Here is a 24,136-nt window from a genome sequence, read left to right as displayed (position 1 = left end):
TAAAAAGCGACCTCAAGGGTTCACATCGGGGGTCGCTTTTTATGTTGTCCACATATCCTGTTGGAAACCAGCAAGTTATGAATATCATTTTAATCATAATCTGCAATTACAATGATCTATGTGACAACTCACTAGTTTTTCCTAATAGAATTTGTTCAACCTCAGTGGCAAACAGACTTCTTGGAATAGAACGTAAATGATTGAAATAAGGGATTCTTCGTAACTTGTAAACCATCAAACCTGGTAAATAGGAAGATAACCGAGCATGATCGAAAATAATGCCAGGGTAAACCATAAACGCTCGTTGCGCTAATTTAGCTGCTGCCATTTGTTCGACAGTTGATTTAGCGTTTAAATAAGGTTTCATGAAAAAAGGACCCGTATTAGCCGAAATAAATAGAAAATTTGGGCGCTTTTCTTCTAATAAAACATCTATAATCTGCTTAGCTGGTGCAACACTATTATTCTGGTATGATTGATGCTTCAATGGATTGGGAAATAAAATACCAACTGCATCAATAACCCAATCAGCATCAGAGACAATGGTGCGCCACTGTGTAGGGTCGCTCAAGTCAACGGCATGGTATGTTGTGGCGTCTTGGTTTGCAGGCGAAAATGCATGACGGGATATGCTGTGAACGTCGAATAATTTCGAAGAGAGATGTTTAATTAAACCTTGACCGACAAAGCCAGTCCCCCCGACGATAACGATTTTTTGTTGCGTTGATTTGTCCATGTGGTTGCCTCTCTGTTCAGTCAGTGGCATGTCAATTAATGCTACCGTTATTGTTATTGTATCAAAAAGATGACGTAATATAAATGACTACCTTAAAGCGTGCAAAAACTAAGTTATTAAAGCTGGCTTAAGAACTAAAAAATTAGTTGTGTCACGCATCATTTTTAAGTATTCTAAGTGAAACAAGAACATATTGCCTCATAAGTAAGGAGAACATGATGATTGATAAGCAAACTTTTTCTGATATTGAGCGTGAGGCCATGCATGAGCGTGCACTAGAACTACGTCAATCAAAAAATACAGAAGCGGATGTTTTAGATAAAATTGCTGAAATGCCTGCGAATGAGGCATTTCTGGCGATGGCGATTCATCGCATAGTCAAAGAAGTCGCACCAAAATTAAAACCAAAAACTTGGTATTCAATGCCTGCTTATGCAAATGATCAAGGTAAAGTGGTATTGTTTTTTCAATCGGCATCTAAATTCAAGTCTCGTTATTCAACACTTGGCTTTAACGATACAGCGCACTTAGATTCCGAGGATTTTTGGGCAACATCTTTTGCAATACGTGAAATGACAACAGAGGTTGAACAACAAATCAGATGTTTAATTAAAAAAAGTATCAGTTGACTAACAAATACTAATTATTTGTTTTTATCTACTTCTTCAAAATGGCCATCAAACGTGCTGTCCGTTGTCTGGTTTTTGGGTGGTTTTGTAAAATTTTTTCTAATCCAAAAGGCTAATATGATTAATATCAAAACACCAACAACAGCAAAGAAATTTTTGATAACAAACGTGACTAATAGTACCAGAATGATTGCTAATATTAATCTAGAAACGACACCAAATGTATTAAAGAAAAGCGCTGCTAAAAAATAAATAATGAGAAACAAAATTAAAAGGGTAATAAAAAGTAAATTAAGCATATGGAAAGCCTCCGTTATTTAGTTAATGATTGGGAAAATTATAATAGATTAGTCGCTTTTTGAGTATTTGCAAAATGTAGTTTAGCGTAGTGACGCAATGGTTTACCTTGTCTCAATAGTTCTGCAGCGACCTTATCGACTTCGCGACCAGCACCGATAGGTAAGATAATGCCAGCTTCCTGACTTAAAGAAGCCATAGAATCTAGCTCAACGACTCGTGCTAAGATCGAAGCAGCTGCGACGCTAAGATGATGCTGTTCGCCTTTTGTTGTGAAATAAACATTTTGGCGAATAACTTGTGGCTGTTTGGCACGTTGTAAATAGTTAAAATAGGTACTTTCTTGTGCGAACTGATCGATAAGAATACCGTCAGGGCGTGTCGGACTTATTTTTTCCAATACCTTACCAAGGACAAAATTGTGAGAAATTGCTTTAAGCTGATTCACATTATTAGTTGGCTGCAATTGATTATACTTCTCGGGCATTAAATTAACAACATGGTGAGGTAAACGGGCAATAATTTCTGGTGCAATTTGTCTCATTTTGTCATCAGTTAATGTTTTGGAATCAGCAATACCTAATTGTCGTACCCAATCAAGGTCTTTTTGAGACACAAAAACAGCTGCAGTGGTGAGTGGCCCAAAATAAGCACCAGCACCTACCTCGTCAGAACCAATGACAGACCAATTCGAAAAACCATCAGGTAAGTTAGCACCAGAACGAGTGACTGGTTTATGATTAGGCTGAATTGTTTTCGGTTTGACAGGTTGCCAAAGTGCGGCTTCTTGTGAGAATCCCGGACCTTGAAACATCACTTTGCCAGATCGGTAGCCAGTAATTGTGGCGTTCACATTTTTAGCTGAAAAAACGGCACCGGCAGGTAGTGACAGTGTCTGATTTTTAGCATAATAGTTAACCATTTTTTGAAGTATTGTAGGTGTCACTTGTATAACTGTTTGCATATACTAAGTATATCAGTTTTTGTTATCGGAAATATGGTGTATAATTGATTAAATATACTAAGGGAAAAAACGATGGTTATTCAAAACGAGAAAAAACACTTTAAAGCTAATTTAGCTGGTAAAGACTATACAATTTCAGGACATGCGACATTACCACATGTCAAGGCAACTGAAACAATTTTCAACAAACAATGGCAGCAGATTAAAACTGTCGCGCCAAACTTATCGCCAAATGATCAAGCCGTGTTATTAACTTTTAACACGCTCTCTGATCAGTTATACAAACAGGCGGAAATTGACAAATTACAAGCGCAAGTTTCAGCATTACAAGATGCTTTGGAACAAGAGAAAAAAGAACAAAAATCCAATTTGAAACGTGGGGCTAAGAGTGCAATTGGTTCAATCATTGATGATGCCAAAAATGAAAGCCAAGCGCGCGCAACTGATAAATTATTTAAGCAAGGAACACATGTATGATATTACTGATTATTGGCTTTATTTTTATATTAAGCTGGATTATTTCTGGGTACCGTCACGGTTTCGTTAATGGTCTGCTGCGTTTGGCACTTTGGTTTATTGTTTGGTATATTGCTATTAAATTTTCCAGACCAGTTGGTGCTGTGTTAACTCAGTTTGTGGATGGCCAATTTGTTCGCACGAGTGTGCCTCAACATGTGGTTAATCAGGGGTCACAATTTTTGGCTTCTGGTTTAGTCTTTAGTTTACTGATTATGCTCGGCGGTGCAGTCAGTCATTATGTTTTACGCTCATTAAAAATTATTCGTCATATACCATTATTAGGATGGGTTGATGGCGCACTTGGCGCTTTTTTGTATGGTGCAATTGGTGCAGTCATTGCTTTTTTTGCTTTAGAAATATTGTCAGTTGTGCCCAATGTTTGGATACAAGATCAGTTTTTAAATACACCAGAGCTAAACCAGTTACTTGATCATGCACCTTTTTTTGCGCAACAAATATACCAGTGGTGGCTATAACAATTAGCAGCTTAAGATTGTAATATGTAGGTGTTGGAGCCCACAAAAATAATGAACAAAAAAGTATTAAAAACCTTAGAATACGATAAGATTAAGTTACAATTACGCCAATTTTTGTCAACACCTGTTGGCTTACGAGAAGCAGAGAACTTATATCCCGAAACAAATATTGAGACAATTAACTATTGGCTGCTTGAAACAGCTGATGGTGTTTTAATTGATCGCTTGAAGGGCGGCATTATACTGACAAAACTAGCTGATATTACACCGCATCTTAAGCGATTAAATATTAGTGCCAGTTTAAGTGCAACTGAATTATCAGAAATTAGCAATGTTTTGCGAAATACCAATAGCGTTGTTAATTTTTTTGCTCAGATGAGAGATGAAACAATTGGTGAGTCGCTACAAGTATTACCAGAACAAGCGGATCGTTTAGTTGCATTGCCTGATGTCACACGCCAAATACAACAAGCTATTGATGTCACTGGCCGTATTAATGATGAGGCTTCTTTTGATTTGAAGGCTATTCGTGGCAAAATTACAGGTCATGAACAAGCTGTTAAAAATAAAATGCAAGCCTATACCAGAGGAAAATCGGCACAATATTTAAGTGACCCAATTGTGACAATTCGTAGCGATCGGTATGTTTTGCCAGTTAAAGCGGAGTATCGCAATCAGTTTGGCGGCGTTGTGCATGATCAAAGCCAAACAGGGCAAACACTTTATATTGAACCTCAAGTTGTTGTTGAGCTTAATAATAAATTAAGTGAGTTACGGGTGAAAGAGCAAGCTGAAGAGCAACGTGTGTTACAAGACTTATCTGCCATGTTGGTGCCTTATACCGTTGAATTATCGCAAAATGTGACTATTTTAGGTCATTTTGATTTTGTTAATGCTAAAGCACGATTGGCTGCGCGGTTGGATGCTATGCAACCAATTGTTAATATGACTAATTTTGTTGATTTACAACAAGCATGGCATCCGCTGTTGGATAAAAATATTGCTGTTGCCAATGATATTGCTCTAGGAGAAGACTATAAAGCTATTATAATCACAGGACCAAACACTGGTGGTAAAACAATTACGATTAAAACGTTAGGCTTATTACAATTGATGGCCCAGTCTGGTTTGTTTATTACGACAAAGCGCCCTTCAACTGTTGGCGTTTTTAATGAGGTCTTTGCTGATATTGGAGATGAACAGTCAATTGAACAAAGTTTATCTACATTTAGCTCACATATGGCAAATATTGTATCGATGATCGACCAGATTGATAGTCGGACTCTGGTTATTTTTGATGAACTTGGCGCAGGAACAGATCCATCTGAAGGTGCTGCATTGGCTATGGCAATTTTGGACAAAGTGGCTAGTTTAGGTGGTTATGTTATTGCAACGACACATTACCCAGAGTTAAAACTCTATGGTTACAATCGACCTGAAACGTTAAACGCATCTATGGTTTTTGATGTTGAGACATTGCGTCCAACCTATCAATTCCTAATGGGCGTGCCAGGACAATCAAACGCATTAGCAATTGCCAAAAGGTTAGGTTTAGGAGCAGATGTCATTGGTGCAGCAACGTCACTTACTGATAAATCAGACCAAGATCTAAATCATATGATTCTTGATTTAGTGACACAACGCGATGCGGTTAAAAAACATAATTTAGAATTAGAATTACGTTTAAAAACAACAAAAGAACAGTCGGAAGCATTATCCGAAGAGCATCGACAACTGGAACAAAAAAGGGCACGCATTATTTTGGATGCTAAAAATGATGCCAATCATATTGTGGCCGCAACAAAAAAGCAGGCTGACCAGTTAATATCAGAAATTCGCAAAGAACGCTTAAATGCTGGTCAGCAAGCTGGCAAATTAAGTGAGCAAGATCTACAGGCCAAAAAAGGACAATTAGATAAACTGAAACAAAACGGTAGTTTAGAAAAGAACAAGGTTCTCCAAAAAGCTAAACGTGCTAAAGCATTAGCTGTTGGGGATGAAATTGTGGTAAAGTCATACAACCAGCAAGGTATCTTAGTTAAACAGCACAGTAATGGCCAATGGGAAGTTGAAATGGGCATATTAAAGATGTTAGTTGATGATGATGACATTGTCAAAACTGAGGCGACGGCTAAGGCACAACAGGTCAAAACGAAACAAAAAAGACAAAAAGTGACTAAGACGAATATAGCAGGTGGCTCATCACGTCGCACGGCTAGCGCAAGTTTGGATTTGCGAGGTGTACGCTATGAGGCTGCTATAGCCGAACTTGATCGTTATCTAGATACTGCTGTTTTGGCAAATCTTGGTGCCGTAGAGATTATTCATGGCAAAGGGACTGGTGCATTACGAAAGGGTGTAACAGAATTTCTGCGTTCAGACAGACGTGTCAAATCATTTCATTTTGCAAACGCAAATGCTGGCGGAGACGGCGCAACAATTGCTGAACTCACTTAATTAATAAAAAGTAGAAGACGTTATCCATACGTCTTCTACTTTTTTGTCACGAATATAAGCTGTTTTTTGTGTTACGAAGAAGCATACAGATGTAATGTGGTAAAATTATTAATAGCAACAAGGCTAAAAATGAGTCGATCAGTTATTATTTTAAAATGACAACTATAAATATCAGGGGGCTATGGTATCATATGCCAGAATTACCAGAAGTTGAAACAGTACGTCGTGGTTTAGAAAAATTGATTATCGGTAACCAAATTAAACAGATTAAGTTGCCATATCCCAAAGTAATTACAGGTGATTCACAAGCCTTTGTAACGGGCGTTTTAAATGCGACATTTAAAGCAATTGATCGTCGGGGGAAGTATTTATTGATACGGCTATCTAATGGTCATACAATTGTGTCACACTTGAGAATGGAAGGACAATATTCAGTTGAACCACTTGGTACATCACCTTATAAACACACAGAAATCATCTTTGAATTAGATGATCAGCGCGCCGTTTTTTACAATGATACGCGCCGGTTCGGTCGTATGGTACTGACTACTACAGATCACGAAGCAGTTGAAGTCCAGTCTCTTGGAAAGTTGGGACCAGAACCGACCGACATGTCACTAACATTGGCCTATATGGTAGATATTTTTTCACGTTCCAAAAAACCGGTTAAAAGTTTTTTGTTAGATCAAAATAAAATCGCCGGTATTGGTAATATTTATGCAGATGAGGTATTATGGCAGAGCAAAATCCATCCAGAAACGCCAGCAAATGAATTGTCTGAAATCGAACTCGCAACCTTGCGTCAAAATATTATCAGTGAGATGAAAATGGCCATTAAAAATCATGGCACAACTGTGCACAGCTTTAGCAATGTATTTGGTGAGGTTGGTCAATTTCAAAATAAGTTAGAGGCTTACGGTCGCGTTGGTCAGCCATGCCTCCGTTGTGGTGAGCCGTTGGTAAAAATAAAAGTAGGTCAACGAGGCACAACATACTGTCCTGTTTGCCAAGTAAAGTATTCTAGGAGAACTAATGAAGTCAGTGGAACCAATTAGTATTAGTGGTGTTAAGCGTGAGGCACGTGCATTGTATCATGGGCGTTTTAAAGCTGCAATTAAGATTAATCTCATCCCCATCGTCACGACAGTTTTAACGATGTTGGCTACGGCAATACTTGTCTACTCAATTTTTACAAATCTTTCGGTTACTAGCGATGTCTCAGTTGACAATACAGATAGTAGTTCAACCCAAATCTATTCTGTTTTAAGAAGTATCTTGAGTGACGCCGTGCAGTTACTCTTTTTGTGGACGAGCAGTTGGACGTTAATTGATTGGTATGAAAACCCTAAGGCTACACCAAGCTTAAGGGACAGTTTTCAAATCTTCAGACGTGGAAATGTTTGGCATACTTTGCTGCTCGCAATCGTGCAAAATATGTTGCTTTTCTTATGGACGTTGGTATTTATTGTTCCAGGTATAATCAAAATTTTTTCTTATTCTCAAACTTACTTTGCTTATAAAATTGATATTGAAAATCATGCAAGGCAACCACAACTAACAGATTATATAACCGTTAGTCGTCGGATAATGGCCGGCCGTAAGTGGGAGTTGTTTTTGTTAGAATTAAGCTTTATAGGCTGGCACTTGTTAGGAATACTTACTGCTGGAGTGGCTTACATTTACGTGGTGCCTTACTTGAATGCAACACGAGTGGCTTATTCACGACATTTATTCACTTTGGCAATGACAGAAAGTGTGGCAAAATAATATGTTGATTGTTGGGTTAACTGGCGGGATTGCTACTGGGAAATCGACTGTTAGTAGGACATTACGAGAGGCTGGTTTTCCTGTTGTTGACGCGGATGTTGTGGCACGTGAAGTAGTTGAACCAGGGACACGAACATTAGAAAAAATCAAATTAGCTTTTGGACCGGATATCATTGAAAATGGGATGTTGAATCGTGCTAAATTGGGGCGCATTGTTTTTGGTAACCAGGCTGAATTGACACGATTAAATACAATTATGCAGCCAGCCATTCGTTCAACGATGTTGGATAAAATTGCTTTTTGGCGAACACAGCAAGTCCCTATTTTAATTATCGATATGCCACTCTTGTTTGAACGTGGTTACGATAAGAAAGATATAATCGATAAAATTGTTGTCGTTCATACGACCGAAGCCATTCAAAAATCCCGTTTGGAAACACGGGATGGGTTAGACAGTACTCAGGCTCAAAATCGCATGAAGTCCCAGATACCAACAGCTGACAAAATTGCTGGTGCTGATTATATTTTGGACAATAATGGTGATAAAATGTCTTTAGCAGTACAAATTGAAAAGTTGATAATAGAATTAAAGGAACTTGCACCAAAATATGACACAAAATGACGATACAATTGAATTTCATGCAACAGCGGGTGCCTTTTTTCAGGCTGATCATTTAATTACGCCTGATGATTTATCTCGTGTTTTTAATTTGTACTTACCGTTTATTGGTGCAACCAGCTATGCATTGTATCACTTATTAGTGAATGAATTGCCTTTTAATCATGAACAACTTAAACGACAAGATCATAACTTCATTATTGATAGTTTGAATATTAGTTTACCCAATTTTGTTAAATGCCGCCGCCGTTTGGAAGCTGCTGGACTAATGAAAACGGTTTATGAAAAAGATGCTATGGGTGAAGTTTATGGTTATCGATTATTAACACCCTTGGCATCTGATAAGTTTTTTAAAGAACAATTGTTGTCAGGCCTGCTGTATAAATTTGTTGGCGAAGAGCGTTATTTAATACTCGAAAAGCGTTACGGTATACAAGGGCAAGAACAACTCTCCGGTAAAAATATTTCAGCAAGATTTTTACAGGTTTTCCAAAATAAAAATGATCTAAGCGTACCGAAAACACCATTAGTTTATCAAGAGGCGACGATACAACCAGACGAAACGACCTTTAAGTTTGACGACTTTACAGAGATGATTCGTGGCACGCGTGTAGCTACAATTGAAAAACATCGTAATTTTTTAGTTGCCATGCACATAACATATGGTGTTGATGAGATTACCCTTGCAGGATTTGTAAATCAAAGTATCACACTAGATACACATGAAATTAATGAACAAGAGGTGCAGCGTTTGTTGAGACAACAAGTGACACGCAATGTTTCTGTCAATAAAGTGTCTCCTGAACCGCAACAAGCACAAAATGTACCCGAAATTAAAAATACTGAAGCCCGCGCTTTGATTGAAATAGCTAGTACGACAAACGCGCAAGACTTTTTAGGATATGTGAAAACAACGCTCAAAAGTGGTTTGGTACTCAAAAAAGAACGTGATTTGGTAGATTATTTAATAGCACAAAGTACGCTAACAATGCCAGTTGTGAATATTTTAGTACATTATGTCTTAATTGGTTTACAAAATGATAGTTTAAAAGCTGCTTTGGTGACAACAATTGCTGATTCATGGACGCAAAATAGGGTCGATACACCTGAAAAAGCATTGATTCAGATTCAGCAACGTCAAAAGGCCAATCAGGAGCGCCAAGAGAAACGATTTAGTCGTCACGCGAAACCTGAAAAAACGACGCCGAAATTTGTAACTAAGCCAAGTACCAGTAATGATACGATATCAAATGTAACCGTTGAAACTGACAGTGCCGCTGCTGCTTTAGCAAAGCTGAAGAATATAAAGACGAAAAACTAATATGCAAAATTTAGCAGAAGTATTAAAAAAAATACAACAAAAGTATCCCAAAATTGAAGAAACACAGTTAGCTGATGTTGTGCAGCAGATTGCAGATGATGAAGATGTGCGTCTTTTTTGGGAAACGCATCAAAATGAACTACGTCAAGACGCATTTCAATTAAAAATGATGGATCTTCATGAATTTGTACAACAAAAGCAGCGATTGGCTCGTGGGGAAAAACCACTTTATCCAGGTTATTATCCACAACTGGCTATTGAAAAGGGTTATCCTCATGTCCGTTATGTTGCTGATGAATCTACGAAGTTGCAACTCATGCAAGCGGAAAAACTAACATCATATAAAATGCCAAAGGCCATTCGTGATGCTGATTTACAAACTATTTCAGTTGATTCAGGTCGAGCGAGTGTTGTCACTGCCATTGTAGATATTTTGACACGTTTACTTGAAAACAATGAGACCTATGTTCGTGGCCTTTATTTGTATGGTCAATTTGGTGTTGGAAAAACATATCTTATGGGTGCACTAGCCAATGCTTTGGCAGCTAATAGCATTGGGGTGATGCTTGTTCATTTTCCATCTTTTGCAGTTGATTTAAAGAACACGATTGGTAAAGATAATGCCAATCGTGAGCGGTTAGTTAATCAAGCCAAAACCTCACCCGTTTTGATTATAGATGATTTAGGGGCTGAAAATTTAAGTATGTGGATTCGTGATGATATTCTCGGTGTTATTTTAGAATATCGTATGCAAAATGAGTTAACGACGTTCATAACCTCAAATTTTGATATGGATGAGATGGAGAAATACTTATCTGAAACACGTGATGACCGTGATCCTGGAAAAGCTGCACGATTAATGCAACGTATTAAATTTCTCACACAACTTGCCGAAGTCAGCGGTAAAAATCGACGGTTAGAGCATTGACGTTTATTAAAAAAACAAAAAAATATTGGCTTATTGTTTTAGTAGTGATGTTATCTTGGTTTTTTTTACGTCATGATGCAGTATTGTATACCAATCCAGTTGGACAAGTGGTGCACGTCAGTGACAAGGTAACTCAAAAGGTAACCGACGAACATAATAATTCAGATGTGATTCGAACGCAGGTGCTAACCGTTCGATTGTTGAATCGTCGTGGGACAATCAAACTATCAAATACTTATGCACAGTCTCAAGTTATTTCTAATCAATATCGCGTTGGTGACCAATTACTTCTGGAAAACATTGACAACAATATGCATATTTTATCGCTAAAACGAGATGCCGTTGTAGGTGCGTTAGCAATGTTGCTTGTGGGATTACTAGTTATTTATAGTAAGTGGCGTGCGACCAGCTGGTTATTGCTAAGTATGTTGATTAATATTGGTTTATTTGGTATCGCTGTTGTTTTGAATGTACACGTAAAAAATGTCAATGTTTTTTTGCTGTTTAGTGTATTGGCTATATTATTTGCTACAGCTAGTTTGGCGCTTGTGTTAGGTAAAACGCTACAAATGGGGATTACACTATTAACGACATTAACGACAACTGTACTGACAATTGGCCTATTGGTAGCTGTTTTGCGGTTAACAAATAATGCGGGAGTTCATTTTGAAACGATGTCATATGTCACGCAAGTGCCAGTAACATTATTTATGGCGCAGACGATTATCGGTGTTTTAGGTGCTGTGATGGATGAAGCCGCAGATATCGTGGCTATGCAATTTGGCATGCAACGTGAAAATGCGACGCGGCAATTTTCTGACTATTGGCACGCAGGTATGTCAGTTGGTCGTGATATTATGGGGACATTGATTAATGTGCTATTTATGATATTTATCGCGGAAACCTTGCCAATGGTGTTTTTGATGTTACGCAATGGCAACCATTGGACTTATATTATGGATCAAATTATGAATTTAGGCATTCTGCAGACAGTAATTTCTGGTATTGGCATTGTTTTAGCAGTTCCTGTGACTAGTGCATTGGTTGGCTGGATAATGTCAAGGAAGGTGGGCACAAAATGAACGCAATTGGTCTGCTAGTGATGATTTTATTCGTACTCATGGTTTTTGTTGGTAAAGGCCAAGGCGTGAAGGCATTTGTAGGGTTGGTATGTAATTTTCTGGCTATTTTTATATTAATGATTTTGATTAATTGGCAGTTTAATCCGTATATTGTGACAAGTATTATGAGTTTGATTATTTTATCTGTCGCGATTTATTTGGGGGCTGATAATACCAATGTCACAAATATTGCATTTAAAACCAGTGTCATTGTAGTGGCGATTATCATGATTTTGACAATTATCATTCAGTATTTTGGTCAGTTTCAGGGCTTTACAACGGAAAACTCGGAAGAACTAGAGGGACTCTCCTTAACGGTAGGGCTATCATTTAGTCATATTGCAATGATTGCGATGGTTATTTCTGTTCTGGGGGCAGTCGCCGAGGCATCTATGGCAATATCTGCAGATTTAACAGAAGTCATTGAGCGGACACCAAATATGACGAGCATGAGATTATATGCTCATTCACGTATCATTGGTGGGCAAATATTAGGCACGGCGATTAATACATTGTTTTTCGGCGTGTTGGGCGCCAACATTCCTCTGTTAATTTGGTTTGTGCGCTTACGCTATCCTATTGCTATGTTTGTTAATGCAAAATTATTGATGGTAGAAGTTGTGACAATGTTACTGGGAATGTTAGGGATTCTATTAAGTATCTGGGTAGCTAGTTGGTTAGTTGTACGAACGCATGTTAAACAACAAAAAGTGGTGATAAAAAATGAAAGAAACATTTAATCTCATTGAAGAGATCACAAGGAATGATGGTTCAATTTATTTTGAACTGGGAAATATTACACATAATGGTCGTTCGGAATATGCTGCAGAGCATGGCTATATTAAAAGTGTCCGGATTTTAAAAATGAATATAGCACGATCTGCTGCAGTTGAATCCTTGGAAAACTATATTAATACACACTATGATTTGTTGCCGTTAGAATATGATGGTTGGGAAGAATGGCAACGGACACCAGAAATGTCCGAACATATGACGCAAATTTTATTGGAAAATAAATTGGCTTAGGAACCTTATTTGGTCTTCGTTAAATTGTAAGGTATAATAAGGTTAGTGAATTCTGAAAGGAGACTTATTCTGTTATTGGCTTGTACGATTCATTGATAACAGAGTAGGCAAAAATATATGCGTTCAGTATTTAATCAACCCGAAGCGGTCGTTCTTGCTTCCAAGCATCTCACAGACGGCACGGGCAATTTAAGATGGATATATCGTGAATTAGCCCCCACACTACCACAAGACACTGGTTGGTTATTGTTTGCGGATAATGATACAGCCAAGTGGAATGAAAATTCTGATAATTTTGTACCTATTGTTATTCAAACGGCATTGGCCATCGAATCAAGTTTAGAAAATGTCTTAGATTTACCCTATGGCACCGATTTGATGTTAGATAAGCGGGTAAATACAACAGGTTGGTGGGATCCTAAAACCCATACACCTGTTTGGTTATCTGACGGGACAGTGCAACCAAACATTACGGTTTCAGATGGTCAAGTCGTCGAAAATAAGGAAAATTAACAAAGTGTTTGTAATTTGAGTGATTTTCACATATAATTATAAACGTTGTGATGTTTGAAAAAATAACAAGCTGTTATTGGCTATTAATCACAGGTTATCTTGTTTGGTTAATGAAACACAACAATGGTGTTTATAATGGTAATATAGCCAAGTGGTAAGGCAACGGTCTGCAAAACCGTCATCGCCGGTTCGACTCCGGTTATTACCTCTAAAAAAGCAAAGGATTTATGATCAAATTTGATCATAAATCCTTTGCTTTTTAATTTAATTGCTGTAGTGTTTGGCGTGTATATATACCAAGGCGCAAGTTTTTCGAAATTTTTTTAATATTTGTTTGCCACACAAGATATTGTTGGCGATCAATTTGTTTTAATTCGCTTGCTAGGTCATCTAAATTATTAATAACGAATCCAATATGATGCGCCATAATCAATTGACCCAGTGCGCTTTGGGACCAAGCAATTAATGGTAATTCGGCACGTAAGTACAAGCTTGCTTTATGTGGTGCGTTGTATTTTGTATAGGTTTGATAGGTTTTGTCATCAAAATCATTGTCCCAGATTAGACCAAAACCATCATGTAAATAAGATACGATTTGATCAGGATCAAAATTACCTTGATAGTCAATTGTAGTTGGTAAACTGATGTGCTGCCATTTTTTTGGTTTTGAACCAAAAAGTGTTAAATGAGGGCCTGTATATGTTTGTAACCATGGTGATTTTTGAAAGGTGCCGGCAAAGTTAATGCGCTGGCTGAACTGTGCCGCTGGAACAGGGTCACTAAGATAATCAAATAAGGGTTGAATAATAAATTGGCTTGTAATGCCTGCTGTCTGTAAACGCGTTTTCATAGTTTCAGAATGAACAATAATGGTGTCATATTGGTTCAACACGTCAAATTCCCAAGTGTTAGTTTTGATTAAACGCAAGGGTTCAATGTCGTGAATTAAAACAGCAGATCGTATGTTATTTTGGCGCAATTTGGTTGCAAAGGCACTTTCTAAGTCAGCGCTCATATAAGTTGGAAATTGGTGGAGCACAAGGTCGTTTGACTGAACAGGTGCTAGCCAATCATTAATGTGTTCTAGACGGATGTTATCGCTATATCGTGTATCATTATAACGTTGAATTGGTAATGCTGTCCAACCAGAAGCAACGGCAATTTTAGCGTAGTCCGATTTTGCTTTTAATGCACCTAAAGGCATCCAAGGTTCAATTGTATGGGTTATAAATTGTGTCATAAACATATTCTACCAAAATCCGAACCATATTTGAAAAAAACTTAAAAATAACGAACTAAAAATAAAATAAAACAATATTATTCGTGTTTATCGTGTTATTTTAATGATTTTATCATGGTTCTGGGTTTTAAATAGCGCATAATAAAGGTATAAATTTGAGAGGAGAAGCATAGGTGATTTTTAGGCGCCTATGCACAACATCATTATGCAGCGTTCAGCACAGATTGGTATTGGTATTTTAGCAATTGCGGTTATTGGTGGTGGTATTTACGCAACAACCCGAGGTGGCAAACAGGCTACTAATAAGAATAATTATACGGTCGCATTAGTAACAGATAGTGGGGGTGTTGATGATCGTTCGTTTAACCAATCAGCGTGGTCTGGATTAAAAGCCTATGGAAAAAATAGCCAACTTAAACAAGGTACAAAGGGTTTTAATTACTTCCAGAGCACAGATGCATCAGATATTAAAACAAACCTTCAAACAGCTGTAAAAGGTGGCTATAAGTTAGTTTACGGTGTCGGATTTACTGCAGCACCAGCAATGACAACAGTTGCTAAGGCAAACCCAAAAACAAGTTTTGCGATTATTGATGCTGTTGTGCCTGAGAAAAACGTTGCTTCTTTGATGTTCAAGTCAGAACAATCTTCATATTTAGCAGGAGTGGCTGCCGCAAAGCAAACGAAATCGCATACGATTGGTTTTATTGGCGGTATACACGGAGATATTATTGATACTTTTGAAGCTGGATTTAAAGCAGGTGCAAAAGCAACTGACCCTAATATTAAAATAGTGACACAATACGCTGACTCATTCGCAGATGCGGCTAAAGGTAAGACGATTGCAGCTTCAATGATAGCTGGTGGTGCTGACGTTATTTTCCAAGCTGCAGGTGGCACGGGTTCTGGGGTTTTTTCTGAAGCAAAGGCGACAAATCAAAATTTAACAGCTGATTCAGATAAAAAGGTTTGGATTATTGGTGTGGATATGGACCAAAAGCAAGACGGTGAATATACGGCAAAAAATAATGATAAGTCTAATTTCACACTTGTATCAGCTATTAAACGCGTTGATAACGCCGTTAAGGAATTATCAACACAAGGCCGTGATGGTAAGTTCCAGGGTGGTAAGACAATCACCTATGGTCTGAAAGAAAAAAGTGTTGATTTAGCTAAAGATTCGGCCTCGAGTGAGGTATGGTCAGCAGTTAAAACGGCGCAGAAGAAAATTATTTCCGGTGACATTAAGGTACCAGTACATCCTTAAGCCGTTGTATGGTATATCATACACATGAAAGCTATGTTAAAAAAGCTAACATGAATTTGATCCTTTCTCAGTACTTTCTGATAGAATGAAGCTATTATGAAAAAAACAAGAAAATTTTTGTTAGTCGTTGTACTGACCGCTTTAACTATGTTTGGTCTGACTATTGACGCACATGCCGCCAAGGTGCCAAATTACGTTATTACGACTGATGCAACGTATCCACCTTTTGATTTTCAAGATAAAAATAATCAATATACAGGCATTGATCAAGAAATTCTGAAAACAATTGCTAAGCGAGAGGGCTTTACCTATACATTAAAGCCTATGAGTTTTAACGCTGCCACGCAATCGGTTTCATCTGGACAAGCAGATGGTGTTATTGCCGGCATGTCGATCACTGATGAACGTAAAGCAGTGTTTGATTTTGGTACGCCTTATTATCGGTCAGGTATTGGCTGGGCTGTTAAAAAAGGGTCAAGTATTAAATCATTAAGTGATTTAAAAGATCAAACAGTGGCGATAAAAACAGGGACATCTGGCGCAGATTATGCCCTATCTATTCAAAAAAAATATGGTTTTAAAGTCACTTATTTTAATGATTCAGATACACTTTATAACGACGTTATTAATGGTAATGCTCAAGCGACATTTGGCGATTTACCAGTCATTCAATACGCTGTCAAAAACGGTACGCAGTTAAAAGTCATGAATGCCAAATCACCTATTCAAGCAGGTTGGTATGGTTTTGGTGTTCAAAAGGGGAAAAACGCACAGTTACTCAAGTCATTTAACAAGGGTTTTGCTGCCATTAAAAATGACGGCACATATGACAAAATTGTTGCTAAGTACTTAGGGGCAAGCGCTGCAACTTTTACTGGCGATAAAAAAGCTAATAATTCCGTGATTGGTATCTTAAAAGCCAATGACAGCGCATTTCTAAAGGGCTTGTGGCAAACTTTACTCTTGACTATTGTTGCAATTATCTTGGCTTCGGTGTGGGGTATTTTACTCGGAGTCATGGGTGTTAGTCAGAATGCTGGTTTGCGTGGCTTATCTACGACACTGATTTATATTTTCCGTGGCCTACCACTGATGGTACTAGCATTCTTTATCTACATTGGTTTGCCTAGCGTTATTGGTATGAAGATACCGGCATTCACTGCTGGGCTCGTGACATTAATTTTGAATGAGGGTGCTTATACGGGTGCATTTGTTCGTGGTGGTTTTGAGGCGGTGGATCGTGGCCAAATGGAAGCAGCACGGTCATTAGGATTATCCTATGGTAAATCTATGCGGAAAGTCATTGTGCCGCAAGGGTTAAAAATAATGATTCCAAGTTTCATTAACCAGTTTATTATTACGCTGAAAGATACATCTATTTTATCAGCAATTGGTATTTTAGAGTTAACACAAACAGGTTCGCTGATTGTTTCTCGTAACTCGCAAGGTTTTCGTGTCTGGGCAATAGTAGCTGTGATATACTTGATTGTGATTACGTTACTGACATGGTTGAGTAACTGGGTAGAAAAGAGGACGCGTGCATGACTGAGGCACAAAATAAAGTAAAAGTACATGTTGAAAAAGTTAATAAATCATACGGTGAGAACCACGTCTTACGTGATATTTCCATAGATATTGCTGCAAATGAAGTCGTTGTTATGATTGGCCCCTCAGGATCAGGAAAATCAACATTTTTGCGCATGTTAAATCAGTTAGAAACGCCTGATAATGGCACAATTGTCGTAGATGGCTTTGATATTTCGGACAAATCAACTGATATTAATAAAGTCCGCGAAAATATTGGTATGGTATTTCAAAACTTTAACTTATTTAATAACTATACGGTTTTAGAAAATATTATGTTAGCACCGGTTGAATTAGGTAAAATGGACAAGGCTGCGGCTGAAAAAAAGGCCCGTGAATTGCTCGATGTTGTTAATTTGGCGGACAAAGCAGATGTATCAGTAAATTCTTTATCTGGTGGACAAAAGCAACGCATCGCTATCGCTCGTGCTTTGGCCATGTCACCAGATGTGATGCTGTTTGATGAACCAACATCAGCATTAGATCCTGAAATGGTTGGTGATGTTCTGGAAGTTATGAAGAACTTGGCAGGCACAGGCATGACCATGATTATTGTGACACATGAAATGGGCTTTGCTAAACAAGTTGCCGACCGTGTTGTATTTTTTGAATCTGGTAAAATTCAAGAGTCTGGGACACCAGAACAAATATTTAATGCACCAAAAAATGCACGTTTGCAAGAATTCTTAAGCAAGATTATGCATGCATAGTTTAATGTGACGTGATAGGAATAATTTAGGTGTGTTCAACCATTTAAAAAGCCGGCCACATGGTCGACTTTTTTATGGCGTATAGGCAGTAGAAAGAGGGGAGAATTTTATCAACATGTTTAAAAAATATTTACTGGGATTAGTTGCACTGGTTGCTTTATTGACCTTTGTTCCGACTGCCAAAGCAGCGGAACCACATTATATTATCACAACTGATGCGACTTACGCGCCTTTTACATTTCAAGATAAAAACAATAATTATGTGGGTATTGAACAAGATACCATGGCGGCAGTTGCTAAACGAGAAGGCTTTACATATACCATGCGGCCAATGAGCTTTAACTCTGCGGCACAACTCGTGTCTAATGGTCAAGCAGATGGTATTATTGCGGGTATGTCTATTACACCTGAACGTCGCGAAGTCTATGATTTTTCGACACCATATTATAAAACAGGGGTTGCTTGGATTGTTAAAAAGCATAGTAAGATTAAATCTTTGGCTGATTTAAAGGGTCAAACGGTTGCATTGAAAACTGGGACGGCTGCTTCAGAATATGGGAAGTCCTTGCAATCAAAATATGGTTTTAAGATCAAGTATTTTAATGATACTGATACAATGTATAATGATGTTTCAGTCGGTAATTCTGCAGCAACATTTGAAGATATGCCAGTGATACAATATGCAATTAAAAATGGTATGTCTTTAACAGTAATGAATGCTAATAACCCAGGTAATGCTGGATCTTACGGCTTCGCTGTTGAAAAAGGTCAGAACAAGGCCCTTCTTGCTTCATTTAATAGGGGATTTGCCGCTATTAAAAAAGATGGTAGCTATGATAAAATTGTAACCAAATATTTAGGTGCTAAGCAGGCGACTTTTTCAGGAAGTAAAAAAGACAATAGTTCGATTTTAGGCATCCTAAAATCGAACCAAAACGCTTTACTAAAGGGTCTGTGGCAAACAATTAAATTAACTGTTATAGCTATTGTATTAGCTTCTTTGTGGGGAGTTTTACTTGGTGTGTTGGGTATTAGTGAGTTTAAGTGGGTTCGCGGTATTTCAACGACGATTATTTATTTGTTCCGTGGGTTACCTTTGATGGTTTTGGCATTTTTCATTTATATTGGCTTGCCTGGCGTGACAGGAATTAAAATTCCCGCCTTTACGGCAGGTATCATCACTTTGATTTTAAATGAGGGTGCCTACACTGGTGCTTTCGTACGTGGCGGTTTTGAGGCAGTAGATCGTGGTCAGATGGAAGCAGCACGATCATTAGGTTTACCGTATGGTCATGCCATGCGTAAAGTCATTATGCCACAAGGTTTACGCATTATGGTGCCAAGTTTTATTAATCAATTTATCATTACGCTGAAAGATACGTCTATTTTATCAGCGATTGGCTTGTTAGAATTAACTCAAACAGGTACGTTAATCGTTGCTCGTAATTCACAAGGATTCCGTGTCTGGGCGATTATTGCAATCATTTACCTGATTGTCATTACGCTGTTAACTTGGTTAAGCAACTGGGTAGAAAATAAAATAAAGTAATTTCGTCAAAAGCACGTCTAATTCGTATAATGAATTGGAGGTGCTTTTATGATTATTGCGCTTAATCAGGATAGAAAATATATTCTTGCAACAGAAGCTAATAAACAACAACAATTCTTATGTCCTGGGTGCCAAGAGAGAGTCATCCTTAGAAGTGGAGAAATTAATCAAAAACATTTTGCACATCAAAATAATTCTAATTGTGCGACTTTTTCAGAGAATGAAACGGCACAGCATTTATCAGGAAAATTACAGTTAGCAAGTAAATTACAACCGTATGGCGAAATTGTCATTGAAGCCGTCTTGCCTGAAATCAATCAACGACCTGATATTCTCATTAAACGAAAGGAAAAGTATATTGCAATTGAATATCAATGCAGCCCTATTTCACAAAAAAGACTTGATGAACGAAATGCAGGCTATAAGAGTCAAAATATTCATGTTGTTTGGTTGTTGGGGCAAAACTATTTTGTTAAAAATATGACACAAAAAACTATTTTTAAATTTTTAGCGCAAAATAGTATCCGTTTTTATTTACCTGATATTGGCAAATTCGTATATCGTACAAACTTTGTGAAATATGATTTTGAACGCGTACGGTATACAGAAAAATATAGTGAACAGTTAAGTCATCCCAAACAAATCGCACAAATAGTGACAACAAACACGCAAAAGCAAATCTATAAGTTACAACATCTTGTGTTTCAAAAGCGTGTGGATGAAAAACTGGTACGGTATCTTTATGAAAGTGGGCGGTTACTCTTAACTGCGCCGGTCTGGATTCATCAAGGAAATACTTTTGGGTTACTTATTCCTAATTGGCATTGGCGCTTATTGATGGTGTTAATGATTGAACATGTTGGGGTCGGGCATGTTGTTCATCAACAATATATCATTATGAAATTAACCCAATATTTACGGGGGGATGTGGCGTTCAAATATGAGCAAATCGCCTTAATAATATTCGATCTAGAACAGCGCAATATTATTTTTAAAAAAGGGCAATATATACTAGTTCGCCAATTATTGACATGGTACCCTTCATTACAAGAAAAACTAGGTAAAGTGAGAAAATAGTGATAAAATGAAGTAACATATCGTTAAAAGGAGAAATATCAGTACGGCGGATAGTTTACATATCCCAGTACTGAATATCAAAACTATGGCACAACTATTACGTAATGAAGTACCTGAAAAATTAACTTGGGATTTAAGCACTATTTTTGTGTCTGATGAACAATGGGAAATCGCCTTTAGTACAATACAACAAGATTTAAAAGAGTTAAAACAATTTGTGGGCCATGTTGGTGATTCTGCAACGATACTTCAAGACGCTTTAGAAGCCGATCTTAAGATAGAACGTCAGTTAGAAAAGGTTTATGTGTACGCACATCAAATTTACGACCAGGACACGACTAATCAAACGTATGCGGCTTTTAATACTCGGGTACAGGGGCTTTGGGCAGAAGTCAGCGAAGCAACAGCTTATTTTCAGCCAGAGGTCTTAAATATATCAGATGATACTTTGGCACGCTTTTTAACAACAGAGGGCTTGCAACCATATACACATTTGTTTGAGACGTTACAAGCACAAAAACCACATACATTACCCGCAGATCAAGAAGGATTGCTAGCAGGAGTGAGTGATATTCTCAGTGCATCAGAAAATACATTTGGTGTGCTAGACAATTCTGACATGACATTTGCTGATGTGCACACAGAAGATGGTGAAATTGTACCTTTAACTAATGGATTGTACAGTTTATTGCTTGAATCTAAGTCACGTAATTTGCGTCGTGAAGCCTTTGAAACTTTGTATGATAGTTATATTAAGCTGCAAAATACGTTTGCATCAACATTGTCGTCACATGTTAAGGGACATAACTTTTTAGCAAAAGTACGTCATTATAATTCTGCACGTGAAGCAGCTATTTTACCGCACAGCTTGCCAACATCTGTTTTTGAGACGTTAAGGCAAACAGTAGATGAAAATCTACCACTGTTACATCGATTTGTTGCTTTACGTCGAAAGATACTAGGCGTTGAAGATGTTCATTCTTATGATTTATATGTGCCGTTGGTCGATGAGGTTGAATTTGAAGTGACATATGATCGTGCGAAAGAAATTGTCCTGGCTGCATTGGCGCCATTAGGTCAAGACTATCTTGAAATTGTTCAAAAAGCATTTGATGAGCGTTGGATTGACGTCGTAGAAAACAAAGGGAAACGCTCAGGTGCTTATTCAAGTGGCACTTATGATACAAAGCCATTTATTTTATTAAATTGGCAAAATAATTTGAATAATGTCTATACGTTAGCCCATGAAATGGGGCATTCGGTGCATTCTTATATGACACGTCATCAACAAGCTTATCATTACGGTGACTATCCGATTTTTCTTGCAGAAATTGCTTCTACAACGAATGAAAGCCTATTAACTGATTATTTGCTCAAAACAAATGATGATCCTAAGTTTCAAGCTTATGTTTTGAATCAGTATCTTGACGGCTTTAAAGGGACGGTATTTCGTCAAACGCAATTTGCAGAATTTGAAGACTGGATTCATGAGCAAAGTGCTGCAGGAGAAGCCCTAACTGCCGATAAAATGAGTACTTACTATGCGGCTTTGAATCAACGATACTATGGGCCAGATTTGTTCCCAGATGAAGAAATAGCCTACGAATGGACGCGTATACCACATTTTTATTATAATTATTATGTTTATCAGTATGCAACTGGAGAAGCAGCAGCAACAACATTAGCCGACCGTATTATTAACAATAATGGCGCAGAAGCTTACAAAACTTATTTGAAGGCAGGGTCTTCTGATTATCCACTAAATATTATTTCACGCGCTGGTGTAGATATGAATCGATCTGATTATTTAAAACAGGCCTTTAGCGTTTTTGAATCACGTCTTGATCAATTAGAAAAGTTATTAGTAAAATAATTGAAATTTAATAGTTTACATGGAAAATAATCTAATTTTAAGAAAATATAATAATCAAAGTGTTTTTTTTAAAAAACACGATTTTATGAAATGGATCGACAACAAATGATGACTAAAAAAACTGCGCCACGTGAACTAGTGACTGTTGCCTTAGAGGCACTTGATCACACTTATACACCGTATTCTCATTTTCCAGTCGGTGCTGCACTATTGACGGCATCTGGCGAAATATTTAAAGGCATAAATATTGAAAATGTGTCATTTGGTTTAACAAACTGCGCGGAACGTACAGCAATTTTTAGTGCAATTGCGGCAGGAAACCAACAATTTGAAGGGTTGGTAATTGCTGGTCGGACAGATGAACCCATCGCGCCATGTGGTGCCTGTCGGCAAGTAATGGTTGAATTCTTTGATCCGAAAATGCCCATTTGGCTGATTAATGATTCAGGCAAAGAAATTCAAACGAATATCGCTGAATTAATGCCAGGATCATTCAGTATATTGAAATAAAAAATATTAGAGGAGGAATCATGAAAAAAGTATTAGTGTTTGAAGGTATTACACAATCTGTTGTGACATATCTCGAGTCGAATCATATTGAAGTGATTATCAATAAGCAGCAAGAGGTAAGTGACTTTACGGACTATCCAGATGTTGATGGTATGATATTGATGATGCATCCTGTCGCAGATGCCATCATGTCAAAGTTGCCACAACTCAAGATTATTGCGCGTTTTGGTGTTGGGTATGATAATGTTAATTTAGAAGATGCCTCTGCACATCATATTGTGGTTACAAATACACCAGGTGCTAATGCAACAGCCGTTGCAGAAACAGCAGTTATGCACATGCTGATGGCAGGTCGTGCATTTTATCAACAACGGCAAAGTATTACTGAAACCCTAGGCAATGTACCAATTAGTCAGGAAATAACTAACAAAACAATCGGGATTATTGGCTTTGGTGCTATTGGGCAAAAAATAGACGAATTACTAACTGGTTTTAATGTTAACGTTTTGGCCTATGCACGACATGATAAACTGGTTAAAAATGGGCACATGGCCACATTAGAAGAAATTTATACAGAATCTGATTTTATCGTTTTGGCGTTACCCTCTACACCAAAAACGTATCATATGATCAATGCTGATGTTTTTGAGAAAATGAAAACAAACGCTGTCTTGGTTAACATTGCTCGTGGATCCGTTGTGGACGAACAGGCACTAATAACTGCGCTTAAGTTGGGTACGATTGCTGGTGCTGGTTTGGATGTTGTTGAAAATGAGCCTATTGCCAGTAACAATGAGTTGTTGGCATTGCCCAATGTTTTTGTAACGCCGCACGTTGCAGCTAAATCGCGTGAGGCGTTTGATAAAGTGGGGCTTGTCGCAGCTCAAGAAGTTGTACGTGTTTTAAATAATGAAGCGCCACATTTTAAAGTGAATGATTAAAAATAAAATATC

Annotated in this window: 25 protein-coding genes and 1 tRNA gene; 22 read left to right on the top strand and 4 right to left on the bottom strand. The window is 37.7% G+C overall.

Annotated elements, in window-relative coordinates; translation table 11 throughout:
• Positions 1-106 precede the first annotated feature (106 nt).
• The gene (locus JOD28_RS06940; protein ID WP_204770105.1) at positions 107-736 is read right to left on the bottom strand and encodes an NAD-dependent epimerase/dehydratase family protein; all 630 of its coding nucleotides are present in this window, start codon (positions 734-736) and stop codon (positions 107-109) included.
• Between the two features lie 218 nt (positions 737-954).
• Here JOD28_RS06940 and JOD28_RS06935 point away from each other — a divergent pair, with 218 nt between their 5' ends.
• On the top strand, positions 955-1,365 hold the full coding sequence (locus JOD28_RS06935) for a hypothetical protein (protein ID WP_204770104.1): 411 nt from the start codon (positions 955-957) through the stop codon (positions 1,363-1,365).
• A gap of 14 nt (positions 1,366-1,379) precedes the next feature.
• On the opposite strand, the gene JOD28_RS06930 is transcribed toward JOD28_RS06935, so the two are convergent.
• Together JOD28_RS06930 and rnhC are read right to left on the bottom strand one after the other, a co-directional pair.
• Positions 1,380-1,664, bottom strand: coding sequence for an AFWIR motif membrane protein (locus JOD28_RS06930; protein WP_204770103.1), 285 nt, complete (start codon positions 1,662-1,664; stop codon positions 1,380-1,382).
• Positions 1,665-1,702: 38 nt separating this feature from the next.
• The gene (rnhC, locus tag JOD28_RS06925; RefSeq protein WP_204770102.1) at positions 1,703-2,626 is read right to left on the bottom strand and encodes a ribonuclease HIII; all 924 of its coding nucleotides are present in this window, start codon (positions 2,624-2,626) and stop codon (positions 1,703-1,705) included.
• A gap of 72 nt (positions 2,627-2,698) precedes the next feature.
• Here rnhC and zapA point away from each other — a divergent pair, with 72 nt between their 5' ends.
• The 13 genes from zapA to JOD28_RS06860 all read left to right on the top strand — a co-directional run bounded on the left by zapA (position 2,699) and on the right by JOD28_RS06860 (position 13,581).
• Positions 2,699-3,103, top strand: coding sequence for a cell division protein ZapA (gene zapA, locus JOD28_RS06920; RefSeq protein ID WP_204770101.1), 405 nt, complete (start codon positions 2,699-2,701; stop codon positions 3,101-3,103).
• Positions 3,100-3,621, top strand: a complete 522-nt coding sequence (locus JOD28_RS06915) for a CvpA family protein (protein WP_204770100.1) — start codon at positions 3,100-3,102, stop codon at positions 3,619-3,621. The genes zapA and JOD28_RS06915 overlap by 4 nt, the downstream gene beginning before the upstream one ends.
• Positions 3,622-3,672: 51 nt before the next feature.
• Entirely contained in the window at positions 3,673-6,078 is a 2,406-nt protein-coding gene (locus JOD28_RS06910) for an endonuclease MutS2 (RefSeq protein ID WP_204770099.1), read from the top strand.
• A gap of 191 nt (positions 6,079-6,269) precedes the next feature.
• Positions 6,270-7,133 (top strand): bifunctional DNA-formamidopyrimidine glycosylase/DNA-(apurinic or apyrimidinic site) lyase, encoded by an 864-nt coding sequence (gene mutM / locus JOD28_RS06905; protein WP_204770098.1) that lies wholly within the window; start codon positions 6,270-6,272, stop codon positions 7,131-7,133.
• The gene (locus JOD28_RS06900; protein WP_204770097.1) at positions 7,111-7,845 is read left to right on the top strand and encodes a DUF975 family protein; all 735 of its coding nucleotides are present in this window, start codon (positions 7,111-7,113) and stop codon (positions 7,843-7,845) included. Before mutM ends, JOD28_RS06900 begins: the two co-directional genes overlap by 23 nt.
• A gap of 1 nt (position 7,846) precedes the next feature.
• Entirely contained in the window at positions 7,847-8,467 is a 621-nt protein-coding gene (gene coaE, locus JOD28_RS06895; RefSeq protein WP_204770132.1) for a dephospho-CoA kinase, read from the top strand.
• Positions 8,454-9,785: a replication initiation and membrane attachment family protein gene (locus JOD28_RS06890; protein ID WP_204770096.1), complete on the top strand. Its 1,332-nt coding sequence runs from the start codon at positions 8,454-8,456 to the stop codon at positions 9,783-9,785. Before coaE ends, JOD28_RS06890 begins: the two co-directional genes overlap by 14 nt.
• A gap of 1 nt (position 9,786) precedes the next feature.
• Entirely contained in the window at positions 9,787-10,713 is a 927-nt protein-coding gene (gene dnaI, locus JOD28_RS06885) for a primosomal protein DnaI (protein ID WP_204770095.1), read from the top strand.
• Positions 10,710-11,795: a YibE/F family protein gene (locus JOD28_RS06880; protein WP_204770094.1), complete on the top strand. Its 1,086-nt coding sequence runs from the start codon at positions 10,710-10,712 to the stop codon at positions 11,793-11,795. The genes dnaI and JOD28_RS06880 overlap by 4 nt, the downstream gene beginning before the upstream one ends.
• Complete coding sequence (locus tag JOD28_RS06875) at positions 11,792-12,574, top strand: YibE/F family protein (RefSeq protein ID WP_204770093.1); 783 nt, start codon at positions 11,792-11,794, stop codon at positions 12,572-12,574. The genes JOD28_RS06880 and JOD28_RS06875 overlap by 4 nt, the downstream gene beginning before the upstream one ends.
• Entirely contained in the window at positions 12,558-12,860 is a 303-nt protein-coding gene (locus JOD28_RS06870; protein WP_204770092.1) for a hypothetical protein, read from the top strand. Before JOD28_RS06875 ends, JOD28_RS06870 begins: the two co-directional genes overlap by 17 nt.
• A 117-nt stretch (positions 12,861-12,977) precedes the next feature.
• Positions 12,978-13,373 (top strand): DUF2185 domain-containing protein, encoded by a 396-nt coding sequence (locus tag JOD28_RS06865; protein ID WP_204770091.1) that lies wholly within the window; start codon positions 12,978-12,980, stop codon positions 13,371-13,373.
• A 137-nt stretch (positions 13,374-13,510) separates the two neighbouring features.
• Positions 13,511-13,581, top strand: a tRNA-Cys gene (locus tag JOD28_RS06860).
• 51 nt (positions 13,582-13,632) lie between these two features.
• Here the strand turns inward: JOD28_RS06860 and JOD28_RS06855 are convergent.
• Positions 13,633-14,613, bottom strand: coding sequence for a sugar transferase (locus tag JOD28_RS06855; RefSeq protein WP_204770090.1), 981 nt, complete (start codon positions 14,611-14,613; stop codon positions 13,633-13,635).
• A 205-nt stretch (positions 14,614-14,818) separates the two neighbouring features.
• Between JOD28_RS06855 and JOD28_RS06850 the strand changes: the two genes are divergently transcribed.
• From JOD28_RS06850 to JOD28_RS06815, 8 genes are all read left to right on the top strand, one after another.
• The gene (locus JOD28_RS06850) at positions 14,819-15,880 is read left to right on the top strand and encodes a BMP family lipoprotein (RefSeq protein ID WP_204770131.1); all 1,062 of its coding nucleotides are present in this window, start codon (positions 14,819-14,821) and stop codon (positions 15,878-15,880) included.
• Between the two features lie 96 nt (positions 15,881-15,976).
• Positions 15,977-17,425 (top strand): ABC transporter substrate-binding protein/permease, encoded by a 1,449-nt coding sequence (locus JOD28_RS06845; RefSeq protein ID WP_204770089.1) that lies wholly within the window; start codon positions 15,977-15,979, stop codon positions 17,423-17,425.
• Positions 17,422-18,174: an amino acid ABC transporter ATP-binding protein gene (locus JOD28_RS06840; RefSeq protein ID WP_204770088.1), complete on the top strand. Its 753-nt coding sequence runs from the start codon at positions 17,422-17,424 to the stop codon at positions 18,172-18,174. Before JOD28_RS06845 ends, JOD28_RS06840 begins: the two co-directional genes overlap by 4 nt.
• Positions 18,175-18,289: 115 nt before the next feature.
• Positions 18,290-19,723, top strand: coding sequence for an ABC transporter substrate-binding protein/permease (locus tag JOD28_RS06835; RefSeq protein WP_204770087.1), 1,434 nt, complete (start codon positions 18,290-18,292; stop codon positions 19,721-19,723).
• 48 nt (positions 19,724-19,771) lie between these two features.
• Positions 19,772-20,800, top strand: coding sequence for a competence protein CoiA (locus tag JOD28_RS06830; protein WP_204770086.1), 1,029 nt, complete (start codon positions 19,772-19,774; stop codon positions 20,798-20,800).
• An 85-nt stretch (positions 20,801-20,885) separates the two neighbouring features.
• Positions 20,886-22,673: an oligoendopeptidase F gene (gene pepF, locus JOD28_RS06825; RefSeq protein ID WP_204770085.1), complete on the top strand. Its 1,788-nt coding sequence runs from the start codon at positions 20,886-20,888 to the stop codon at positions 22,671-22,673.
• Positions 22,674-22,778: 105 nt separating this feature from the next.
• Positions 22,779-23,183: a cytidine deaminase gene (locus tag JOD28_RS06820; protein ID WP_373306169.1), complete on the top strand. Its 405-nt coding sequence runs from the start codon at positions 22,779-22,781 to the stop codon at positions 23,181-23,183.
• Positions 23,184-23,203: 20 nt separating this feature from the next.
• The gene (locus JOD28_RS06815) at positions 23,204-24,124 is read left to right on the top strand and encodes a phosphoglycerate dehydrogenase (protein WP_204770084.1); all 921 of its coding nucleotides are present in this window, start codon (positions 23,204-23,206) and stop codon (positions 24,122-24,124) included.
• Positions 24,125-24,136 lie beyond the last annotated feature (12 nt).

Source organism: Leuconostoc rapi, from assembly GCF_016908715.1.
In the GTDB taxonomy this organism is placed as follows: Bacteria; Bacillota; Bacilli; order Lactobacillales; family Lactobacillaceae; genus Leuconostoc; species Leuconostoc rapi.
This window is presented reverse-complemented; position numbering and strand designations above follow the sequence as displayed.

Coding starts and splice junctions, on each gene's coding strand:
- JOD28_RS06940 (WP_204770105.1), bottom strand. CDS start 736: ATGGACAAATCAACGCAACAAAAAATCGTTATCGTCGGGGGGACTGGC.
- JOD28_RS06935 (WP_204770104.1), top strand. CDS start 955: ATGATTGATAAGCAAACTTTTTCTGATATTGAGCGTGAGGCCATGCAT.
- JOD28_RS06930 (WP_204770103.1), bottom strand. CDS start 1,664: ATGCTTAATTTACTTTTTATTACCCTTTTAATTTTGTTTCTCATTATT.
- rnhC (WP_204770102.1), bottom strand. CDS start 2,626: ATGCAAACAGTTATACAAGTGACACCTACAATACTTCAAAAAATGGTT.
- zapA (WP_204770101.1), top strand. CDS start 2,699: ATGGTTATTCAAAACGAGAAAAAACACTTTAAAGCTAATTTAGCTGGT.
- JOD28_RS06915 (WP_204770100.1), top strand. CDS start 3,100: ATGATATTACTGATTATTGGCTTTATTTTTATATTAAGCTGGATTATT.
- JOD28_RS06910 (WP_204770099.1), top strand. CDS start 3,673: ATGAACAAAAAAGTATTAAAAACCTTAGAATACGATAAGATTAAGTTA.
- mutM (WP_204770098.1), top strand. CDS start 6,270: ATGCCAGAATTACCAGAAGTTGAAACAGTACGTCGTGGTTTAGAAAAA.
- JOD28_RS06900 (WP_204770097.1), top strand. CDS start 7,111: ATGAAGTCAGTGGAACCAATTAGTATTAGTGGTGTTAAGCGTGAGGCA.
- coaE (WP_204770132.1), top strand. CDS start 7,847: ATGTTGATTGTTGGGTTAACTGGCGGGATTGCTACTGGGAAATCGACT.
- JOD28_RS06890 (WP_204770096.1), top strand. CDS start 8,454: ATGACACAAAATGACGATACAATTGAATTTCATGCAACAGCGGGTGCC.
- dnaI (WP_204770095.1), top strand. CDS start 9,787: ATGCAAAATTTAGCAGAAGTATTAAAAAAAATACAACAAAAGTATCCC.
- JOD28_RS06875 (WP_204770093.1), top strand. CDS start 11,792: ATGAACGCAATTGGTCTGCTAGTGATGATTTTATTCGTACTCATGGTT.
- JOD28_RS06870 (WP_204770092.1), top strand. CDS start 12,558: ATGAAAGAAACATTTAATCTCATTGAAGAGATCACAAGGAATGATGGT.
- JOD28_RS06865 (WP_204770091.1), top strand. CDS start 12,978: ATGCGTTCAGTATTTAATCAACCCGAAGCGGTCGTTCTTGCTTCCAAG.
- JOD28_RS06855 (WP_204770090.1), bottom strand. CDS start 14,613: ATGACACAATTTATAACCCATACAATTGAACCTTGGATGCCTTTAGGT.
- JOD28_RS06850 (WP_204770131.1), top strand. CDS start 14,819: ATGCAGCGTTCAGCACAGATTGGTATTGGTATTTTAGCAATTGCGGTT.
- JOD28_RS06845 (WP_204770089.1), top strand. CDS start 15,977: ATGAAAAAAACAAGAAAATTTTTGTTAGTCGTTGTACTGACCGCTTTA.
- JOD28_RS06840 (WP_204770088.1), top strand. CDS start 17,422: ATGACTGAGGCACAAAATAAAGTAAAAGTACATGTTGAAAAAGTTAAT.
- JOD28_RS06835 (WP_204770087.1), top strand. CDS start 18,290: ATGTTTAAAAAATATTTACTGGGATTAGTTGCACTGGTTGCTTTATTG.
- JOD28_RS06830 (WP_204770086.1), top strand. CDS start 19,772: ATGATTATTGCGCTTAATCAGGATAGAAAATATATTCTTGCAACAGAA.
- pepF (WP_204770085.1), top strand. CDS start 20,886: ATGGCACAACTATTACGTAATGAAGTACCTGAAAAATTAACTTGGGAT.
- JOD28_RS06820 (WP_373306169.1), top strand. CDS start 22,779: ATGATGACTAAAAAAACTGCGCCACGTGAACTAGTGACTGTTGCCTTA.
- JOD28_RS06815 (WP_204770084.1), top strand. CDS start 23,204: ATGAAAAAAGTATTAGTGTTTGAAGGTATTACACAATCTGTTGTGACA.